The organism is Rhodanobacter sp. MP1X3, assembly GCF_014207165.1.
Classification (GTDB): Bacteria; Pseudomonadota; Gammaproteobacteria; order Xanthomonadales; family Rhodanobacteraceae; genus Rhodanobacter.
This window is the reverse complement of record NZ_JACHCO010000010.1, coordinates 63,858-84,598: the sequence shown is the minus strand read 5'-3', so window position 1 is coordinate 84,598 and position 20,741 is coordinate 63,858. Positions and strand designations below refer to the sequence as shown.

Annotated in this window: 15 protein-coding genes; 10 read left to right on the top strand and 5 right to left on the bottom strand. The window is 60.0% G+C overall.

From position 1 onward, the window contains the following. Positions 1–333: 333 nt before the first annotated feature. The 3 genes from HDE79_RS20790 to HDE79_RS20780 all read left to right on the top strand — a co-directional run bounded on the left by HDE79_RS20790 (position 334) and on the right by HDE79_RS20780 (position 3,777). Positions 334–2,373: a TonB-dependent siderophore receptor gene (locus HDE79_RS20790; RefSeq protein WP_221440302.1), complete on the top strand. Its 2,040-nt coding sequence runs from the start codon at positions 334–336 to the stop codon at positions 2,371–2,373. A gap of 14 nt (positions 2,374–2,387) precedes the next feature. Continuing rightward, entirely contained in the window at positions 2,388–3,074 is a 687-nt protein-coding gene (locus HDE79_RS20785; RefSeq protein WP_184604993.1) for a Fe2+-dependent dioxygenase, read from the top strand. Positions 3,075–3,177: 103 nt separating this feature from the next. Next, positions 3,178–3,777: a TonB-dependent receptor gene (locus HDE79_RS20780; protein WP_184604992.1), complete on the top strand. Its 600-nt coding sequence runs from the start codon at positions 3,178–3,180 to the stop codon at positions 3,775–3,777. A gap of 272 nt (positions 3,778–4,049) precedes the next feature. Here HDE79_RS20780 and HDE79_RS20770 read toward each other — a convergent pair whose 3' ends face one another. Beyond that, a complete protein-coding gene (locus HDE79_RS20770; protein WP_184604988.1) occupies positions 4,050–5,102 on the bottom strand; it encodes a histidine kinase in 1,053 nt (350 codons plus the stop codon). 500 nt (positions 5,103–5,602) lie between these two features. On the opposite strand from HDE79_RS20770, the gene HDE79_RS20765 reads away from it, so the two are divergent. The 7 genes from HDE79_RS20765 (at position 5,603) to rapA (ending at position 16,309) form a co-directional block, all read left to right on the top strand. Further along, a complete protein-coding gene (locus HDE79_RS20765; RefSeq protein WP_184605075.1) occupies positions 5,603–6,070 on the top strand; it encodes a prepilin-type N-terminal cleavage/methylation domain-containing protein in 468 nt (155 codons plus the stop codon). Continuing rightward, positions 6,067–6,702, top strand: a complete 636-nt coding sequence (locus HDE79_RS20760) for a prepilin-type N-terminal cleavage/methylation domain-containing protein (RefSeq protein ID WP_184604986.1) — start codon at positions 6,067–6,069, stop codon at positions 6,700–6,702. The genes HDE79_RS20765 and HDE79_RS20760 overlap by 4 nt, the downstream gene beginning before the upstream one ends. A gap of 74 nt (positions 6,703–6,776) precedes the next feature. Continuing rightward, positions 6,777–7,193 (top strand): hypothetical protein, encoded by a 417-nt coding sequence (locus HDE79_RS20755; RefSeq protein ID WP_184604984.1) that lies wholly within the window; start codon positions 6,777–6,779, stop codon positions 7,191–7,193. A 37-nt stretch (positions 7,194–7,230) separates the two neighbouring features. Continuing rightward, entirely contained in the window at positions 7,231–8,358 is a 1,128-nt protein-coding gene (locus tag HDE79_RS22285; RefSeq protein ID WP_184604982.1) for a PilW family protein, read from the top strand. Positions 8,359–8,426: 68 nt separating this feature from the next. Next, positions 8,427–8,978, top strand: a complete 552-nt coding sequence (locus HDE79_RS20745; RefSeq protein ID WP_184604980.1) for a hypothetical protein — start codon at positions 8,427–8,429, stop codon at positions 8,976–8,978. A gap of 168 nt (positions 8,979–9,146) precedes the next feature. Beyond that, entirely contained in the window at positions 9,147–13,316 is a 4,170-nt protein-coding gene (locus HDE79_RS20740) for a PilC/PilY family type IV pilus protein (RefSeq protein WP_184604978.1), read from the top strand. 137 nt (positions 13,317–13,453) lie between these two features. Further along, complete coding sequence (gene rapA, locus HDE79_RS20735) at positions 13,454–16,309, top strand: RNA polymerase-associated protein RapA (RefSeq protein WP_184604976.1); 2,856 nt, start codon at positions 13,454–13,456, stop codon at positions 16,307–16,309. Positions 16,310–16,581: 272 nt separating this feature from the next. Here the strand turns inward: rapA and HDE79_RS20730 are convergent, their stop codons facing one another. From HDE79_RS20730 to HDE79_RS20715, 4 genes are all read right to left on the bottom strand, one after another. Continuing rightward, complete coding sequence (locus HDE79_RS20730; RefSeq protein WP_184604974.1) at positions 16,582–17,247, bottom strand: rhomboid family intramembrane serine protease; 666 nt, start codon at positions 17,245–17,247, stop codon at positions 16,582–16,584. A 206-nt stretch (positions 17,248–17,453) separates the two neighbouring features. Then, the gene (locus HDE79_RS20725; protein ID WP_184604972.1) at positions 17,454–18,167 is read right to left on the bottom strand and encodes a C40 family peptidase; all 714 of its coding nucleotides are present in this window, start codon (positions 18,165–18,167) and stop codon (positions 17,454–17,456) included. Positions 18,168–18,408: 241 nt separating this feature from the next. After that, positions 18,409–19,119, bottom strand: a complete 711-nt coding sequence (locus tag HDE79_RS20720) for a YggS family pyridoxal phosphate-dependent enzyme (RefSeq protein WP_184604971.1) — start codon at positions 19,117–19,119, stop codon at positions 18,409–18,411. Between the two features lie 16 nt (positions 19,120–19,135). Then, positions 19,136–20,560: a M20 family metallopeptidase gene (locus tag HDE79_RS20715; RefSeq protein WP_184605074.1), complete on the bottom strand. Its 1,425-nt coding sequence runs from the start codon at positions 20,558–20,560 to the stop codon at positions 19,136–19,138. Between the last annotated feature and the right edge of the window lie 181 nt (positions 20,561–20,741).

Below are 20,741 nucleotides of genomic sequence, written 5' to 3'. Positions count from 1 at the left end.
GGCAGGTTCCTGTGACGTGAACCGTGGCGCGATGGCTATTCACCAAGCGTTTATCCATGTAACAATAGGAATGATTCGCATTTATATTAGTGTTCAATAGCGGACTGCAACAACCCGCTTTGCAGCCTCACCCATCAACTAGCCGTGACACAACACCCTTTACGACAAGGTTGCAGACGAATGCCCTTACACCTACGCACTTCCCCGTTGCATGCCGCACTCACGTTGGTTCTTGCCCTTCCCGTCACTGCATTTGCGCAGGCAAATCCCAGTGCCTCGCCACAGGACACTGCGAATAACCCGTCGCAAAAAGAGTCAACATCCACAAAAACGTTGAGTACGGTCAAGGTTACAGGCAGCGTCATCGGCAGTGATTACGATGCCGACAGCTCAAGCGTTGGTGCCAAGATTCCGATGGCGCTGAGGGATATCCCGCAGTCGGTAGTGGTGGTCAACCGGGATCTGATGGATGCGCAAGGTGCAACGTCGTTCCAGGACGCGTTACGCAACGTACCCGGCATCACAATCGGTGGTGCCGAAGGCGGCCAGATCGGCAACAACATCAACCTGCATGGCTTCTCGGCGCGCACCGATATCTATCTGGACGGCTTTCGCGACTCAGGCCAGTACTACCGTGACACCTTCGATCTGTCCGCCATTGAAGTACTCAAAGGTCCCTCCTCGATGCTGTTTGGTCGAGGATCGACGGGCGGCGTGATCAATCAGGTAAGCAAGGAGCCTGAGCTCAAGGCCTTCGGGCAGGTGTCCGCCACCGTCGGAACAGACGACCACTACCGGACGAGCGCCGATTTCAACCAGCCACTTTCCGACACGTCCGCCATGCGGCTGAACGTTTTTGGCCAGGATATCCACTCCACCCGCGACGTGTTGTCCAATCAGGACTACGGCTTTGCGCCGTCATTTCGTTTCGGCATCGGCACACCCACTGAAATCACCCTGTCGGCCTTGCTGCAACGTAACCATGACATGCCCGACTATGGTTTTCCGCCAATCAACGGCCGGCCGGCGAATGTAAGCCACGACAATTTCTACGGCCTGACCGACGACCGCACCAACCAGGACGTCAACAGTTTCAATGCGCGCCTGAAGCACAGCTTTTCATCCGATGTCAGCTTGCGCAGTCAGCTGAATTACAGCGAGTACACGACCAATGCGCGCGAGACCGCGGCTAACAGCGTAGTGACAGCCAATGGAGTGACGTTGAACAAGACGGCTGGCAATCCAACCACGCTCCCACTGCAGGATCTGTACGTGCAACTGGCCAGCCACGACCGCGTCATTCACGACAGGATCCTCGACAGCCAGACCGACTTGGTCACCAAGTTCAATATCGGCAGCGTCCAGAACACCCTGGTCAGTGGTGTGGAACTGGCTCACGAGACTTATGACAATCAGGCCACCACGCGCAATGGGCTGCCGCTGCTGTCACTGGTGAATCCTGTGGAAGAAGCGACCCCTTCGAATGTCACCACGACGATTGGCAACCGCGCCGACTCCACCGCCGACACCGCTGCTGTATACGTCAACGACACGGCCAAGCTGAGCGATCAGTGGACCCTCGTCGCCGGCTTGCGCCGCGATCGCTTCAAGGCAGACATCACCAACTCGATATCGCTGCCTTCGTACGCGACCCAGACGGTGTACTTCACCAGTGTGCGTACCGGACTGATCTTCCAGCCCAGCGAGACCCAGTCGTACTACGCGTCGTATGGCACGTCGTTCGATCCTTCACTGGAAACCCTCACCGTCACCAACGGCACCCAGGATCTGGCGCCGGAAAAAAACCGCTCGTATGAGATCGGCGGCAAGTGGAATCTTGTTCAGGACACGCTACAGCTCACCTCCGCCCTGTTCGATGTCGAGCAGACCAACGCGCGCACCCAGACCTCCACCGGCGAGTACGTGCTCGACGGCAACATCCGCATCCGTGGTGGAGAAGTGGGTGCCAGTGGCCACATCAACGAACACTGGCTGGTGTTCGCCGGTTATACCTACATGAACGCCAAGGTCCTCAAGGCGGCGGATGGAACGCAGGGCAATGTCCCCGCCAACACCCCACGCAACACGGCAACGCTGTGGTCCACCTACGCCTTTGCCGGTCACTGGGAAGCCGGTGGCGGTCCGTCTTACATGTCACAACGCTATGCGGCCAACACCAACGTTGTGAGCGTGGGTGGCTACACGCGCTGGGATGGCACGCTGGCCTATCATCAGCCCAGCTATGATATTCGCCTGAACGTACTCAACCTCACCAACAAGAAATACTTCGATGCATTGATTGCATCCGATGGAGGACGTTCGGTACCGGCAATCGGACGCACCACGATGGTGACCTACACTTACAAGTTCTAAGGAGCACTCGGACCATGCTGGTGCACGTACCGGCGGTGCTCGACAGCGAGCAGCTGAGCTATTTCCGTAAAAAACTGGCGGCTGCGGACGCGCCGTGGATGGACGGCCGAGTAACGGCCGGCCATCAGGGTGTGCACGTCAAACAGAATCTGCAGATTGCGGAAGTGTCAGCCCTGTCAGCGGAACTGGGCGGCATGGTACTTAGTGTGCTGGAACGGCTGCCGCTCTTCATCAGCGCGGCATTGCCGAACCGCGTCTATCCGCCGATGTTCAACCGCTACGAAAACGGCATGCACTTCGGCAATCACGTGGATGGATCGATCAGGTTGATGCCCGGCAGTGGCGCGAAAATCCGCACCGATCTTTCCGCCACGCTGTTTCTCGCACCGCCGGACAGCTATGACGGTGGTGAGCTACTGATCGAGGACACCTACGGCTCACAGGCGATCAAGCTGGTGGCTGGCGACATGGTGCTTTACCCAGCCAGCAGCCTGCACCGTGTCGCGCCGGTTAGCCGGGGTGTGCGCCTGGCGTGTTTCTTCTGGGTGCAAAGCATGGTCCGCGACGATGGCCAGCGCACGCTACTGTTCGATCTGGACAACGCGATCCAGCGATTGACCGCGACCGGCGCCGATGAAGCCGCCCGCATCAGCCTCACCGGCAGTTATCACAACCTGCTGCGAATGTGGACTGACATATGAGGTGGCATCGCCACCTTTGTATACGTATGACCAGCCTTAGCTTGCCACCCGGACAGCGTTCTTCCGATTTCAATAAACCGGTTGTCCAGCGGCACCCCGTTGCATGTGCCTCGACAGCAGCCAGACCAATACCGAAGCAGCCCATCTGCTCGACACCATTGAAGTTCAGCCAGAACTAGTAGATCAATGCCGACGCACAGCTGGATCACTACAGCACCGATTTCACCAGCATGGTGGTCTGTGTGGCAATAAGACCACGACCGCGTGCGGTACGTTGCAGGCCGGCAGCATCGTGCCGAGCACCGACACCCGCGTCTCGGGCAAGCTGCCTAACTACAAGCTCGAGGTGTTGTACAAACCGACTGCCAACGGGAGCATCTACGTCAATTTCGCCATGTCGCGGGAGCCACCGGGCGGCAATGCGCCCACCTTCAGCAGCTCGGCCAACAGCCGGGACAATCCCGATCTCGAACCTCAGAAGGCGCACGCGGCCGAGATCGGCACAAAGTGGAGCCTGCTCGACGAGCGTTTGATTCTGACCAGCGCGCTATACCGCATCACGGTTACCAAGCCGCTGGCGCAGGATCCTACCAACCCCACCCAGTACGACCCGATCGGCGAGCAACGCGTGCATGGCCTCGAGATCAATGCGTCGGCACGCGAGGCGCACGTTTCGCCTCGTTCTTCTGGGTGCAGAGCTTGATCCGCGGCGACACCACCGCCTACTGTTCGAACTCGATAGCTCAATCCAGACCGTAACCCAGTCCGGCACCGATGCCGATGCGCGGCTGCAACTGACCCGTGCCGACCCACAACCTGCTGCGGCAATGGGTCGAGACCTGTGCCACCCGTCTCTGCGTCCCCAGACTCAAACGTCCGACGCGGCGCGCATGACGAACTCTGCGTCGGTCGTCACAACCATCTACCCAGATGCACGCGATATTGACTAGTCGCTGACGACAATCCCCATGTGCATCACGAAGATGGCCCTGGTAATTGCATCAGCACCACGAAGCGATCACCCTGCGGTCCGGCCTGTACTTTCGCCAGCGGCCCGTATCGGTAAGCAACGCGTTGCCGCACGCTGTCCAGACCATGACCGTTGCCAGCCTCCGGCGGTGTCACTGGCAGCGGATTGCAGATCTCGATACGCACTCCCTTTCCATCGCGTTGTCCACGCAAGGTCACGTCGCCGCCTTCGCGCAGCGGCTGAACACCATGGCGCACCGCGTTCTCCACCAACGGCTGTAGCAGCAGGCGTGGCAATGGAAAGTCGGCAGGCAGGTCATCCAGTTCACGCCTCACGTGTAGACGAGCCCCCAGACGCAACTGTTCGATAGCGAGGTAGCGCTCGACCAGCGCCAACTCGTCACCGAGCGTGCCATCGCCGGTGTCGTGCTGACCGAGCGCGGCGCGGAAAAGCTCGGACAGGTCCTCCACCGTGCGCTCGGCCGCAGCCGGGTCGATCCGGATCAACGCAGCTACCGTGTTCATGCTGTTGAACAGGAAGTGCGGGCGGATGCGCGCTTGCAACGCCTCGACCTGCGCCTGCGTGACGGCCGCCAGCCGTGCCTGCCACTGCGCCAGCACATAGAAGTAGCGCAGCATCCCCGCGCCAAGCAAGGCCGCGACCGCCACGTTGTCGCGCACAAAGATACCCAAGTTGCTCTGCACCAATTGCAACTGCAGAGCGTCATTGAATTCGTGTGCCACCATGCTGGCGCCGGCCACGATCGGCATGATCACCAGCCACGTTCCTACATAAGGCATCTTTCCGGGCAGTCGCTGCAGCAGCGAACGCAACGCGCACAGCACCAGCCCGATTACCAGAGCCAGCCATGTCGCGAACAGAATGCCGATGCTGTAACTGTTCCAATCTCGTCGACTGTCCGATGCCAACCACATCGTAGTCGCGGTAAGCGTTGCGATCACCAGCAGCGCGAACATCATGGGCAAATTGCAGAAATCCGGCAAAGAACCGTGTTCGGCAGAGCGGCGCGGGCCGCTGACAGGGCGAGAGTCACGCATGTGGGAAGTATGCCGTATTTTCCGGCATCGCCAGGAGCAAACCGCCGTGGCACGCGATCCATTAACCTCGTCGACAATTCGATGCACCCGTTCAATTGCGACGCGGAGATCCGCAACTACCGCATCCTGTTTCCGGTTGCACCCGCGGCCTCGACAGTGAACAAAGCGGTGCTGCCAGACGCTCGTTGCTGTTCAACCGGAATAATGCGGAGCAGAGACTCGTGACTGCCGCTGTGCTGAAAAATGCCTGTGCACATCTCGCCAGACGCTGGTCGTAAAAACATGCGAAGCATGTTGATCTGTGAAGGTCATCAAGATTTCTGCGACGAATGGCTACTTTTCCCCGATAAACGGTAGTTCAAATCGTCTTGCCTGCAAGTGAAAATGAGGCGGCGATCCACTACACATGTGGGTCGACCGGGGCACCAGGGGTTCATCGGACAACATCCGGTGAAAAATCAGTCAGCATCAACACCAGACGGGGGCGATCCATGAACTCGATGCACACACATCGCGAGCCGGCAGCCGGATTCACGCTGATCGAATTGATGATCGTTGTCGCAATCATTGCGATCCTCGCCGCCATCGCTCTTCCCGTCTACAAGAACTACATCACCCGCAGCAAGCTCTCGGAGGCATACAACAACCTCGCGGCTTACCGGGTAAGCATGGAGCAGTATTACCAGGACAACCGCAATTACGGTACGACTGCATGCGGCGCACCCGCGCCGGCGAGCAGCACCCTCAAATACTTCGCAATCACTTGTACCGGCAGTGCCAGTGGCACTGGTGCCACTGCCGGGTATCAAGCGTACTTGGCAACGGCTACCGGAAATACTGGCGGTCTGACCGCAGGCTTCACTTTCACGATCGACAACAATAACACCCAGGCCACCACCACCGTACCGGCCGGATGGGGCGCAGCGACCACTTGTTGGGTCGACCGTCCGGGCGGAAGCTGCCAATGAAGCCGGCGGACCAACGAGGCTTCAGCCTGATTGAGCTGATGGTCACCCTGACGGTTTTCGGAATACTGCTCGTGATCGGCATTCCCACCTATCAGCAGTGGACGCTCAATACGCGTATCCGCACCGCGACCGAGTCCATCCAGAACGGTCTTCGGCTCGCGCGCAACGAGGCATCGCAGCGCGGTACCAACGTCAGGTTTTATCTGTTTGCCAACACCGCCGGTGCGGCAGAGTGGACCGTCTGCCTGTTACCGACTTCCGCAGCCAGCGCGGCTACCGTGACGACCTGCCCGCTGCCCCCCGCTGGCAGCAGCAGCACCCTGCAAAGTTTCGTCAACACTGGCGACACAACCAATCTGCAGGTAGGTGCCGCGACCGCCGTAGCCGACATCACCGGCAACTATTCATCCATCATGACCGGCGGCGTACCCGGTGGCATTACCTTCAATGCACTGGGTCGTCCAACGGACTACGGCAACACCTCGATCATCCGCATCGACGTTACCGCCGCGCAAGCGAGCGCACAGGCTAACAGCCGGTCCCTCGTCACCACAATCTCTGCCGGCGGCATGGTGAACATGTGCGACCCGCAAATCACCTTCAGCGCCAATAGCCCGCAGGGGTGCCCGTGAAAAGCGCACACATCAAAAACTGTGGTCCTTTTCCGTGGCGATCAACGCAGCAAGGTTTCATCCTGCTCGACGCCATGATCGCCGTGCTGATCTTCTCGATCGGCATCATCGGCATGGTCTCGTTGCAGTCAGCGGCCATCAAACTCGCCGGCGATGCGAAATACCGCACCAATGCCGCCATGCTGGCCGACCAGGTCATCGCGCAGATGTGGGCATCTGACCCGACCAAACTGGCCGTCTACTCCAGTACCCCCGCTGGCGCAAGTTATACGACGTGGGCCAATACCGTCGACTGCACCAACGCCGCCGCCTCGACAAATTGCCTGCCCGGCGTGACAGCCAACCCACCCACCATCGTGATCGTGCCCATGGCTATCCCGACGGCGACTTCGGGAGGCACGGAATCCCAGGTTACGGTCACCGTCAGCTGGCAAGCCCCTAACGACACCGGTCCCCATAGTTATGTATCCATTTCAGATATCGGCAACTGAGACCGGCAGCGTCAACGGGCGCCCGCGCGCCCTTGATGTGCGCACGCGCAGCCGGGGTTTTTCGCTGATCGAGCTGATGGTGGGCATCGTGGTCAGCATCATCTGCACGCTGGCGATCATGGCGGCTTTCGCGGTGTATGAAGGTCATAAACGCACCACCAGTAGCGGCGATGATGCGCAGCAGAACGGCAGCTATTCACTGTATGCGCTGGAGCGTCAAATTCGCAGCGCCGGCTCCGGGTTGGTGCAGGGCTCACGCTATAGTGTCCTGGGCTGCGCGATCAATGCCGCCTCGGGGGCAACAGCGTTGCTACCGGCAACCTCCCTGCCTGCCCCGTTCGCCACCTCCGGTTGGCCACTTACCACGCTTGCGTTCCCCGTGCTGATCGCCGGTGGCGGCGCCACCACTCCAGACGTGATCGGCGTGATCAGCGGCAACCCCGCGCAGCAGGTATTCAAGGTGGGCGTCACCAGCACCACCGCTACCACCGTGGTTGTGGGTAATTCCTTCGGTTTTCTAGCGAGCGATTACGTGCTGGGCACCATGCCAAACGGCAGCTGCACAATTGGCCAGCTCGCCGCCACCCCTAATCCCATTCCCACTACGACCACCACCCTCACTCTGAACACCGCCACCAGCCCGTCCACCGGACTGACAAACGCGGTCAACCTATTTGACCTGGGCCGCTCACCCATATTCACCCTGTTCGGTGTCGATCCCGCCACCAACTCGCTGGTGTCGTTTGATCTCCTGCAGCGGGCGACGAATGGTGGCGCGGGCACGATTCCGATTGCCGATGGCATCGTGCAGCTCAAGACGCTGTATGGCATCCACGATGGGACTGGACCCTCTGGCGAGCCTGCCTTCGTCGTCGACAACTGGGTGCAACCCGTCGGTACCACGTGGGGTATCGCTGCACTCACTGCCAATACTGCAGCGGCACAAGCAGCCATAGCCCAGATCAAGGCGATCCGCGTGGCCGTTGTGGCACAAAGCCGGTTGCCGGAGCGATCGACCGATTATGTTGGCAAAACCACCTTGACACTCTTCCCGGATCTCGCGTCGACATTGCAATACAGCATCACCACGCAAACGCAATTCCGCTACAAGGTCTACGACACCACCATCCCGATCCACAACGCGCTTGTCACCCAAACGTACTGAGTCAAGTCAACATGAGCCTGAAGAACACATGCATGGGATACCGGGGTGGACCGCACCAGCAGAGGGGCATGATCTCCACCCTGATCGCGATCGTCGTACTGGTGGTCACATTATTGGCCGCGGTGGCGCTGATGCGTTCGGTGGACACCAGCAACACCATTGCCGGCAGTCTTACCTTCAGGCAAGGCGTTGTGCAAGAGGCCGAGCGCGCTTACGTGGATGCCATTCAGAATATCAACTTCGGCGAGCCGACCAGCGATAGCGACCTGGCCACCAGCGGGTATTACGCTGAACCTCAAACGGCAACAGCCCGTCCGGATGGTGATATACCCAACGTACTGGTGAACGGCACCACCGGCAACATCGGTACGGTGCCGTCGCTGGGTAACAACGACAACACGGTGACCTACGTGGTCGAACGGCTTTGCCCAGCCGGCGGTGCCGCCAGCCCCACCACATGCGTCGTGCCGGGCGCGTCGATCCTGGGTGGATCGGTCTCCAACCAGTCCAAGGACAACGGACCGCCGTTCGTTTCAGGTGCCTATGCAGCATTTCGGTTGACCGTAAAGGTGACCGGCAGCAAGGGCACCACCGGTTACGTACAGACCATATTGCGCTGAATAAGGCTTGCGGCGGGTTGCACGATCCCGTCACAGGCGCACGGAACCATTGGGGTGGTGACATTACATGGGTGATCCATGTATTGGCATCAGAACCAGCTTGCCAACCATGGACACGAACAGGACGTTCGCATCCACAGCTTAATCACTCGTATTTCGGGAACGGCCATGTCCAAGTCTTTTCGTCCACTTCGCTACTCCGGCCTGGGCTGCGCGCTGCTGGTGTGCATGCTGACGCTGATGGGCGGCGGCAACGTACAGGCACAAACCACACTGGCCGACACCCCCGTATACAGCACATCCAACGTACCGGCGAATCTGATGCTGGCGCTGTCGGTGGAGTATCCGACGGGTACGGTCGGTGCTTATACAAATGCCACCGGCTACACCGCTTACACAGCCGCCACCGCCTTTCTGGGGTATTTCGACCCTGCGAAATGCTACGACTACACCGGAACCACAACCACCGGATATTTTGTACCCGTCGGGGCAGTGAACAAGAACGGGAGTTGCACCACAACATCCGGCACGACAACCACCTCCCACTGGAGTGGCAACATGCTGAATTGGGCCACCATGACGGCACTCGATGAGTTTCGTCAGGCCCTTACTGGTGGCAATCGCATCGTGGATACCACGTCCAACACCGTGCTTTTGCGTTCAAACCTCAACTCGCAAAGCTCGACGGGCAATTTCCCGAACAAGACCATTGGCAGTACATCAAATGTCGCAGCGTCAACGGTTATCGGTGATGCCAACTATTCGTCGCTCGGCAGTGTGTATTTGAAATCAGCCGCGCAGGGCACGACCTTCGTCATTTCAAACAACAGCTCATTCAGCAGTACTGGATCAACGGGAAGCGGCAATTCCAAAGTTAATAATATAGCGGCCACTTACAACGCGGCGGTCCAGGTTTGCGTAGTGAACAAGACCGTGTTTACGACTTCTCCGTACGGGTTGGAAAGCAATTGCAATTCGGCCCACAACACTACCGATTATGTCGGCGCTGGGGTCTACGCCAAACCCGAAGGACTGATCCAGCAGAACTACACCAAGATTCGCGTGGGAGCCACCGCGTACGCATTCTTGAACGGGCAGTCTCAACCCAATGGTGTAGTACGCGCCCTGCTTCGCGACAATGGCCCCACCCTTTACAACGGTTATGGCGCACGCACGCTTACACCAACGGTCAGTCCAGTAAACACCTACTCGGAGTGGAGTGCGAGCACCGGTATTTTCACTAATAACCCGGATCAATCCGATTCCATCTACGGAACAGCACCCGGCGGCGCAGCTTTCACCAATAGCGGCGTCATCAACTATCTGAACCAGTTCGGTTATGCCAATGGGTATGAAACCAACGATACGGTGAGTGAACTGTACTGGGCCACGTTGGCCTACTACATGCAGCAGCAGCTTAGCCTCACCTACACCACAGGCCTTACCGCAGGCAGCTCAGGCAACAGCACGGACACCGCATTTCCGGTCTTCAGCGGCACCCCCGCTAGTGTCTCAGCAACCCCGACCGTCAATGATCCGATTCAGTATCGCTGCCAGAGCAATGCGATCCTCACGATCGGCGACGTACATACCCACTTCGACACAAGCGTACCAACCAACGGTGGCCCCACCGCCTCCTCCGGCCACGCTGCTTTGACGGCTCTCGCCGTACCAGGGCTTACCACGGTGGATGCCGGCGGCTATACCACCCAACTGGGCAACCTGCCGCTGATCGAAAAAAACGGCGCCACGGCAGCATCGAAGAACATGGCTCAATATCTGGGTGTTACCGCGTTGGGTACAACATTCGAGGTAAGCGATACAGGGACAGCTACCTACAACATGGCAGGCTTGGCCTACTACGCCCATACCAACTATCTACGGAATAGCCTGCCCGATAGCCAAGGGAACAACACACCCTATGCAAAGGTAACGACCTACGTCGTCGATGTGCTGGAGCCAGGCAGCTACGACGGCACCTCCGGCAACGAGATCTACAATCCAACCAAGATGGGAGGCGCAGGCCCCAGCATGTACTGGCTGGCGGCCAAGTACGGCGGCTTTAACGACATCGGCAACAAGGGTACCCCGGCGAACATCCTCACCTGGCATACCAATACTTCGACGGCGGCAGCCTTGAATCTGCGACCGGACAATTATTTTCCCGGCAACCAGCCCGCCCTGATCCAGTCCGGACTGCAGCAGATCTTCAGCAATGTCTCCGCGACGTCCCAAAGCGCCTCGGCACCAGCCGTGACAGCGACACGCGCACTCACCGATGTTCCAGCCAGCGCCACCACGGCACCGTTCTATTCACCAGCTGCCGGCTTTCCGATCTATACCACCCAGTACACCCCGGTGACATGGAATGGCGATGTCTACGGCTATGTGGCTTCGGCCGTCGCAGGTGGGAGCGTCACGCAAGTCAGCGGCAGTGGCACCTGGGATGCGCAGATCCAGCTGGATACCCTGACACAGACCACCTCCGGCACACCCGCAACGATCGTGGGCTGGAACACCGGTCGCCGCATCATCACGTGGAATGGAACAACCGTAGCCGGCGTACCAACCGGAGCCGGCACACCCTTCCGTTACGGCACCAGTTTGTCGACTGCCGAACAGACGGCCCTGAACAGCGTAACTACTGGCGGCACTGGTACCACTCTCGTCAACTACCTGCGCGGCGACAAGAGCAATGAGGGAACCTACTACCGCACACGCAGCCACATCCTTGACGATATCGTGAATTCCCAGGCAGTGCTGGTACAGAACGCCTTGTCACCGTCCTACACGGAAAGTGCGAACCCCGGCTATACCGCATTCACCAAGAGCGTACTGAACCGCCAACCGGTGGTGTATGTCGGCGCCAACGACGGCATGCTGCATGCGTTTGAAGCCGACTTCCAAACTTCGACGAGCAATCCGTTGACGGGCGGTGGTAGCGAACTGTTTGCCTATGTGCCAAGCCTGGTTTACGCGGGTCCGACCAGCACGCCACTGATCAATGGACTGCCCGCACTCGCCAATCTCAACGGTGTTTCCACAAACAACTACAACCATCACTTCTATGTGGATCAGACGCCGCAGGTTGCCGATGTCGACTTCACCCTGACGGGCGACGGCACCACCACACCTGCCACTACGGCCAGTTCATCCAAATGGCACACGATCCTGGTGGGCGGCCTTGGCCACGGTGGCATGGGCATCTATGCGCTCGATATCACGACGGTTCCGGCAGCGGTCGATAGCACCAGCAGTGCCACTGTCGAGGCATCCCAGGCTAAGAAGGTACTTTGGGAATTCACCGATCCCGACATGGGCTACAGCTATGGCGCCCCGTTGATCGTGAAGACCCGCAAGTACGGCTGGGTCGTGTTGATGACCACAGGCTACGACAACACCGGCTCAGGCCAGGATGGCCTTGGCAAGCTCTATGTACTGAATGCGACGACCGGCGCACTGATACAGACCATCAGCACTGGCGTAGGGACACCCACCAGTCCCGCCGGCCTCACCCAGGCCACCGGCTACACCCAGGACGTTAGCGACGGCACCATCGAGCAGGTCTATGCAGGCGATCTGCTGGGCAATGTATGGCGCTTCGATCTGTCAGAGCCGGCAAAGGATGCGACCGGAAATGTGACCCCCGCCTATCTGGCACCGACCCTGTTGGCCACACTTAAAGACAGTGCCGGCAACCCGCAACCGATCACCACGGCGCCACGCATCGAATTAAGTACCGATTCCAGTGGGCTCGGTACGCTCCGGTGGGTTTTTGTTGGCACCGGCCAGTTTCTCGATACCAGTGATCTCAGCAACACCCAGCAGCAGACCATGTATGCATTGCGGGATGGCACGGGCGTGACGCCATCAACGACGGGACTGCCTTTGACGCGAAGCGTGCTGACTGCGAACACCAACCTGTTGACAGGCCTGAACCTTACAGACAGCTCCCTTGGTTGGTATTACGACCTGACGGGCACCGCCGGAACGAACGGCGGTACCGAACGGATCGTCATCAGTCCCAATGCTGCCGCCGGTGTCTTCGTCATCACCTGGACGACACTGACCCCTTCCTCTAATCCCTGCGACCTGTTGGGCAGCATCTATGCCACGACCTTTGCCGGCCAGTCAGTACTGCTGGACCCTGCCAATACTCTCACGCCATACATCACTACCACGACGGCACCGACCGGATCATCGGTGGTCCAGCTTCCTGGCGGCACGTTTACAATCTTGTACGGCCAGACCGGCGGCCTGCCCCAGACGGCGAAGATGCAACAAACCACCACCACGCCCCAACTCCAGCGTGTTAACTGGCGCGAGATACTCAACTGAGCGGTAACTAGTGATCTTTCCACCCACGGCACCACGTGCCACGCCCTGGGCGAAATCATCACGTTGGCCCACCTTGCCTAGGCAGCAACAAGCGTTGAGCGGATAATCGACAACCCTCGATGCTAAGCGGCTGTGCAATGTTCGTACCTGGTCAACGCTGGATCTCTTCTGCCGAACCTGAGCTTGGGCTCGGCACTGTTTTACGCGTCGAAGGACGCGGTGTGCAGGTACTGTTTGCCAAGGCCGGCATCCTCCGTCCCTACGCGATCGATTCCGCACCGCTGCTGCGCGCGGAATTCCGTGCGGGCCAGCGCGTTGCCGGCAAGGGCATCGCGTTTCTGGTGGAGCGCGTCGAGATTCGTGACGAGCTGCTGATCTATCGCGGCGAAGGTCGCGAGCTGGAAGAAGGCCAGCTCGACGACGAGCAGAGCGTCAGCCAGGCCGATGATCGGCTGATCGGTGGACGCACGGATTCCGTTGCCCAGTTCGAGTTGAGGCTGGAAGGTTTGCAGCGCCGAGCCGAAGCGCGACGATCGCCGGCGTGGGGTCTGGGCGCAGCGCGTATCGGGCTGGTACCGCATCAGCTTCGCGTTGCTGGTATCGCCGCCGCGCGCCGGCCACCGCGCGTGCTGCTGGCCGATGAAGTGGGGCTGGGCAAGACGATCGAAGCGGGCATGATCATCGCCCGCCAGCTTGCGACCGGTCGCGCCTCTCGCGTGTTGCTGCTGTTACCCGACACGCTGGTGTACCAGTGGTTTGTCGAACTGCTGCGCCGCTTCAATCTCAGCTTTGCGATCTACGACGAGGAGCGCTGCGAAGCGCTGCAATCCTCCGCTGAGGATGCTGCCGGCGACGAAGGCAATCCGTTCGAAGACGAGCAGCTGGTCATCGCCGATTTTGGCTTTCTGGAAAATTCGCCGAAATACGCGGCGCAGTTGCTGGCCGCGCCATGGGATTTGCTGGTGGTCGACGAGGCGCATCATCTGGCGTGGTCGCCGGAAGCAACCAGTCCTCGCTATGCGATGGTCGAGAAACTGGCTGCGGCCATTCCCGGCGTGATTCTGCTCACGGCGACGCCGGAGCAGCTTGGCCGCAGCGGTCACTTCGCCCGCTTGCGTCTGCTCGATCCGCAGCGCTATCACGATCTGGACGGCTATCTGGCGGAAGCGGACGACTATCAGGCGCTGTCGGCCATTGCCGATCGATTGCTGGATGCTGAAGCATTGGACGATGCGCAACGCGATACCTTGATCAAGGCCTTTCACGGCGACGAGACGCTCACTGCCTATCTGGACGACTCCACCAAACCGACCCACGCGCGCGAGCTGCTCGCCGCACTGATCGACCGTCATGGCACCGGTCGCGCGATGTTTCGCAATCGCCGCGCCGGCATCGGCGGTTTCCCCAACCGCGTACCCGAGTGGCATGTACTCGATGCCGACACAGTCGAGGAAAGCACGCGCCAATCGCTGCTGGCCGAGTTCCATGCGGACATCCAGCAGCCGCCGGTGTTGATCGAGGTGAACTACGCGAACGATCCGCGCATTGATGCGCTGATCACGTTGCTGGAAAAACATCCGCAGGACAAGTTCCTGCTGATCTGTCGCACCCAGGCGAAGGTGCTGGCGCTGGAAGAAGCACTACGCACCAAAAGTGGCGTCGGCGTCGCCCGTTTCCACGAAGGCCTGGGCATCATCCAGCGCGACCGCAATGCGGCGTACTTTGCGCAGCCCGACGGCGCGCGATTGCTGCTTTGTTCGGAAATCGGTTCGGAAGGGCGAAACTTCCAGTTCGCGCATCATCTGATCTTGTGGGATCTGCCGCTCGATCCCGACCTGCTCGAACAGCGCATCGGCCGACTCGACCGCATTGGCCAGCAACACGATATTCAGATCCATATTCTGGTGGTCGCCGACAGCGCCCAGCATGTGCTGGCGCGCTGGTACGACGAAGGCGTGGATGCGTTCCGGATCAGCCCAGCCGACGGCCGCGAGCTGCTTCGCCGCTATGGCGAGCCGCTAGCCCAGCTAGCGGACGAACATGCCCGTGGCGACGACAACCGCGACCAGGAGCTTGACGTGCTGCTCGCCGAAACGCGCAGCAGCCACGAGCAAATGGCCGAACTGATCCGCGCCGGTCGCGATCACCTGCTGGAACTGGCCGCGAGCCGCGACCTGCACGCCGACGAATTACAGCAGGCGTTTTCCCGCGAGGATCGCGACCCGGGCCGTGACGGTTTTATCCAACGCCTGCTGGAGGCCTTTGGCATCCACGCCGAGGAACTGAGCAGCCAAGTGCTGCTGCTCGATCCGCAATATCTGTCCACTGATGCCCTGCCCGGCTTTGCCGAAGGCCCGCAGTCGGTGACCTTCGCGCGCGAAGTCGCACTGGCGCGCGAGGACCTGCCGTTGCTGCGGCTCGACCACCCGCTGGTGGCCGGCGCGATGGATCTGGCGTTGTCCGGCGAACAGGGCAACGCGGCTTTCATGGTCGACGACGAACTGTCGCCCCGCTCAGCGCTGCTGCAAGCGGTCTACGTGCTCGAATGCGTGGCGGACCGCAAGCTGGATGCCGAGCGCTTCCTGCCCACGCTGCCGATTGTGGTGACGGTGGATACCAAGCTGGCCGAGCGGGTCGATTTCCAGCCCAGCGAAGCCTCGTTGCGGCGGGCAGCATCACGCACGATCGAAGTAGCCCGCTACCGCAAATTTCTCAACAAGCTGGTGCCACCGATGCTGAGCCGCGCCGAGACGCTGGCCGCAGCCTATGGGCAAACCAGCATCGGCGAGGCGCTGGCGCTCGCTACGAGCACACTGGACGCCGAACTCTCCCGTCTGCTCGCCCTGCATGCGGTGAATCCGTCGATCAGCGAAGCGGAGATCAGCGCCGTCGCCGACGAGCGCACCGCCCTGCTTGCCGCGCTACCGTTGTCACGGTTGCGGCTGGATGCCGTGCGCTTTGTCGTCAGCGCGGACTTTCTGGTGTTGCGCTAAGAGCCTGTTCACGATCTCAACGTAGCCCGCGCCGGGAGCGGTTCGCGCGCAGGCCAAGGAAGAGGGAGGGAGTGTACGTCGGTACACGACCGAGTGATGACGCTGGCATGGGGGCAAACCGACCCGGCCCGAAGGGTTGAGCTGTAGCGCCCGCCCGGCAGCGGCGCGCGGCTTGACCTGACAGCCAGTCAGGCGCTGCGCCACGCACCACCACCGAACGGGCGCTACAGCACAACGCGGGCCACGTTGAGATCGTGAACAGGCTCTAAAGATTAGCGCAGCAGCAAACGCTTCGGCTTGATCGGCAATTTGCCGCGCCAGTACTGGATCAGTGCGTAACCGCCCACCATGCCGCCCAGATGCGCGAAGTGGGCGACGCCTGCCTGCGTGCCAGTCACGCCCATGACCAGCTCGATCACCGCATAGCCGGTGACGAACAACCAGGCCGGCATGGGTATAGGCAAAAACATCAGCATCATTTTTTCGTGCGGATACAACATGCCGAAGGCAAGCAGGACTCCAAAGATCGCACCGGAGGCGCCTACCGTAGGATAGAAGCCATGGGTGAACCACTGCACCACGATCAACTGCGCCAGCGCAGCGACGATCGCACACACAAAGTAGTAAATGATGAAATTGCGCGTGCCAAACGTACGTTCGATCGTGCCGCCAAACATGTACAGCGCAAACATGTTGAAAAAGATGTGCTGGAATCCGCCATGCATGAAAGCGTAGGTCACCACCTGCCAGAGCTGGAACCCCACTGTCACGCTCTGACCATCACCCAGCGCCCCGCTGACGTCCGGCCCCCATGGCCAGAGCGCAAAGTGCTCGGTGAGCGCAAAGGTGGTCGAATCGTGCAGCAGGTACTGCAATGCAAACACGACAATATTGGCGATCAGCAGGTTGCGCGTGACGACAGGTACATCGGTAGGCATGCAGGTGTTCCGAAGAATGTGGCGAACCCAGCCATGACGCTGCGTTCTCGTTGTCAGTAGTTGTACTCAACTGTCGCTGAAACAAGGGCAGCGATCAGACTACTACTAGGCTTTTTCGTTCATCCAGCGCTGGCGCCAAGCCTGGGTTGCCCATATAAAAGCCGCCTTGCGGCGGCTCTCTGTATGGCTGGATGCGCGCAACCGCCTCAGCCGTGGCGATCCACCATCGCAATCGCTTCCGGACGCTTGGCACCGGCGAAGTGCTTGGCCCAGTAAGCCTCATCGAGACTGGAAACCTGCACGCTCTGACCGGTAGTCGGCGAATGGATGAACTGGCCGTTCGAGATATAGATACCGACGTGCGAGATATTGCGCTTGCCGTGCGTGCGGAAAAACACCAGGTCACCTGGCTTCATGTCCGCACGAGCTACTTTGAGGCCGGACAGAAACTGCGAGGCGGAATTGGTCGGCAACTGCATGCCGATCGCATGGGCGAACACGTAACGCACAAAACCACTGCAATCGAAACCGGTTGAAGGATCACGGCCGCCGCGAACGTAGCGGATATCACGCAGATTCATCGCCAGACCGATCAGCGCCTTGCGCACGTCGGAAATATTCTGGAGATTGGCAATAGCCGAATTCTGTTTACCCGAGTTGCCTTCGTCAGCTGCGCCGCTGTTCTTGGCAATGACGGCAGCGGACTTATCGTTGCTACCAGCGATGTCGGCGTAGGACGGAGCTGCCGACTGGGCGAGCATGGCGGCGGGGCTGAAAGCCGACATCTGATTGAGGAGCTGGGGAGTGACTGAAGCGATGACCGAAGTGTCGTTGGCTGCGCTGGGGCTGGCTTGCAGTGGACCGGACATGAGCAGTACGGAAACGAGCGCAGCAGCTAGGGTCAATCGTTTGGTCGGCATTCGGGTTATCCCCCTTTGATACACAAAATCCATCGCTTTCGTAGTCGGCGACGTGATCGATGTGTGAAGTTAGCAAGAAGCGGCCGGCCATATGTTCGATTGGGGTTAACTAAACTCTGTCGTTCCAGAAATGCACAAAAACGGCAAAATATTCGATAAATTACTGATTTTTATCTTATTTAAAAGAAAGAACACGCCATCTGATCCGGCGCCGGTGAAAAGCTTTTACGCATTAATTACGTCAAACGGTCGCCGGATAGGGCCTCACGCCAAAGATTGCCGAGCCGATTCGTACCTCGGTCGCTCCTTCGGCAATAGCCAGTGCGAAATCACCGCTCATGCCCATCGACAGCCTCGGCAAATCGTGCCCCCGTGCCGTGGCCTGGTCGCGCAGCTCGCGCAGCGCCCGGAAACAGCGACGCACCTCATCCACCTGGTCGGACTGCACAGCCAGCGTCATCAGACCGCGCACACGCAGCGTATCGAGGCCGCGCAGGGTCTCGAGGAACGCTGGCAGCTGGTCGGGCGCCAGACCGTATTTGCTGGGCTCATCGGAGGTCTTGACCTGCACCAGCACGTCGATGATCCGACCTTCGTGCTGAAGCCGCCGATGCAGCGCCTCGGCCAGTTCGAGCCGGTCCAGCGATTGCACTTCGCTGGCCAGCCGGGCGACATCCTTGGCCTTGTTGGTCTGCAAATGGCCGATCATCACCCAGTCGATGCCGCAGTCGGCCAGGGCTGGAGATTTTTCACGCACTTCCTGCGCCTTGTTTTCGCCAAAGCGGTGCAAGCCCAGCCCCACCGCTGCGCGGATCAGCTCGGGGCTGAAGGTCTTGCTGACCGGCAGAATATTTACCGATGCGGGATCGCGCCCGGCTTCCCTGCAGGCCTGATCGACACGACTACGGACTTGCAACCAATTGGCGGCCAGATAAGCGGTGTCGATGCTCATGCCGGGAATCTGAAGCTCACGCCTTGCTGCCTTCCTGGAAGTGCCTGGCCACGACCTCGGCCACCACCATCGTGACCTTCTTGCCGGTGGGAATATGCAAAAACTCGTTCGGGCCGTGCGCGTTGGAATGCGGACCCAGCACGCCCGTAATCAGGAACTGCGCCTTGGGGAACTTCTCGCCCAGCATGCCCATGAACGGGATGCTGCCGCCCTCGCCCATATAGGCCGCCGGCATACCGAAATAATGCTGTGAGGCGTCGGCAACCGCCTGTTCCAACCACGGCGACAGCTGCGGTGCGTTCCAGCCACTGCCGTCCTTCTCCAGCTTGAAAGTGACCTTGGCACCGTAGGGTGGATCCGCCTCCAGCAGCTGCTTGATGAACTCACCGGCTTTGGCGCCGCTGAGTGTGGGTGGCACGCGCACGCTCAGCTTTACCGATGTCTCCGGCCGCAGCACGTTGCCAGCGCTGTCCAGCGGCGGCATGCCGCCCACACCAGTCACTGAAAGCTGCGGACGCCAGGTGCGGTTGAGTACCAGTTCGGCCAGATCCTTGGTGACCGGCTGCATGCCGTCGACCCACGGGAACTTATCGTAGATATCCGTGCCAAGTACCTCGGCCGATACGCGGGCCTGCTCCACCCGCTGCGCTGGAATCTCGACGTAAAGCTCCTTCGGCTTGATCTGGCCGGTTACCGGATCTTCCAGCCGCGACAGCAGCTCGCGCAGAATCCGGAAACTCGATGGCACCACGCCGGAGGCATCGCCCGAATGCACGCCCTCTTCCAGCACCTGCACGGTGAGGTTGCCGCCGGTCATGCCGCGTAGCGAGGTGGTCAGCCATAGCTGGTCGTAGTTGGCGCAACCCGAGTCGAGACAGACCACGAGTGAGGGGTTACCAATACGCGGAGCCAGATGATCGACGTAGTAAGGCAGATCGTAGCTGCCTGATTCCTCACAGGCCTCGATCATCACGACGCAGCGCGCGTGCGGCACGCCCTGCTCGTGCAGCGCCAGCAATGCGGCCAGTGAACCGAAAATCGCGTAACCGTCGTCGGCACCGCCGCGGCCGTAAAGCTTGTCGCCCTTGATCACCGGCTTCCATGGGCCGAGATCGTCGGCCCAACCGGTCATCTCCGGCTGCTTGTCCAGGTGGCCGTAAAGCATGACGGTGTCATCGCTGGCACCCGGCACTTCGATATAGATAAGCGGCGTGCGGCCCTCAAGCCGGATCACTTCGAGCGTAGCACCGGGCAACTGGCTCAGTTTGGAACGTGCCCAGTCTTCCATCAGCTTGACCGCCGCATCCATGTAGCCGTGCTCCGCCCATTTCGCGTCGAACATCGGCGACTTGTTGGGAATACGAATGTACTCGACCAGCTGCGGCACGATTTCGGCGTCCCAGAGACCGCTGACAAAATCGAAAAGGCGTTCGGTGTCCATCTTGCGTGCAATGTCCATCTTCAAGCTTCCGGCGAAAATCGGTTCTTACATTGTAACGCGCCGTTTACCCCCTACTACCGCCTGCGCTGACATGCCATCAGCCGGTACCCACGCGTATCGGCGCGCGTTGCGCACACTGGCTCCGCGACAACACCGACTGCGCGGCCGATGGCCACATGAC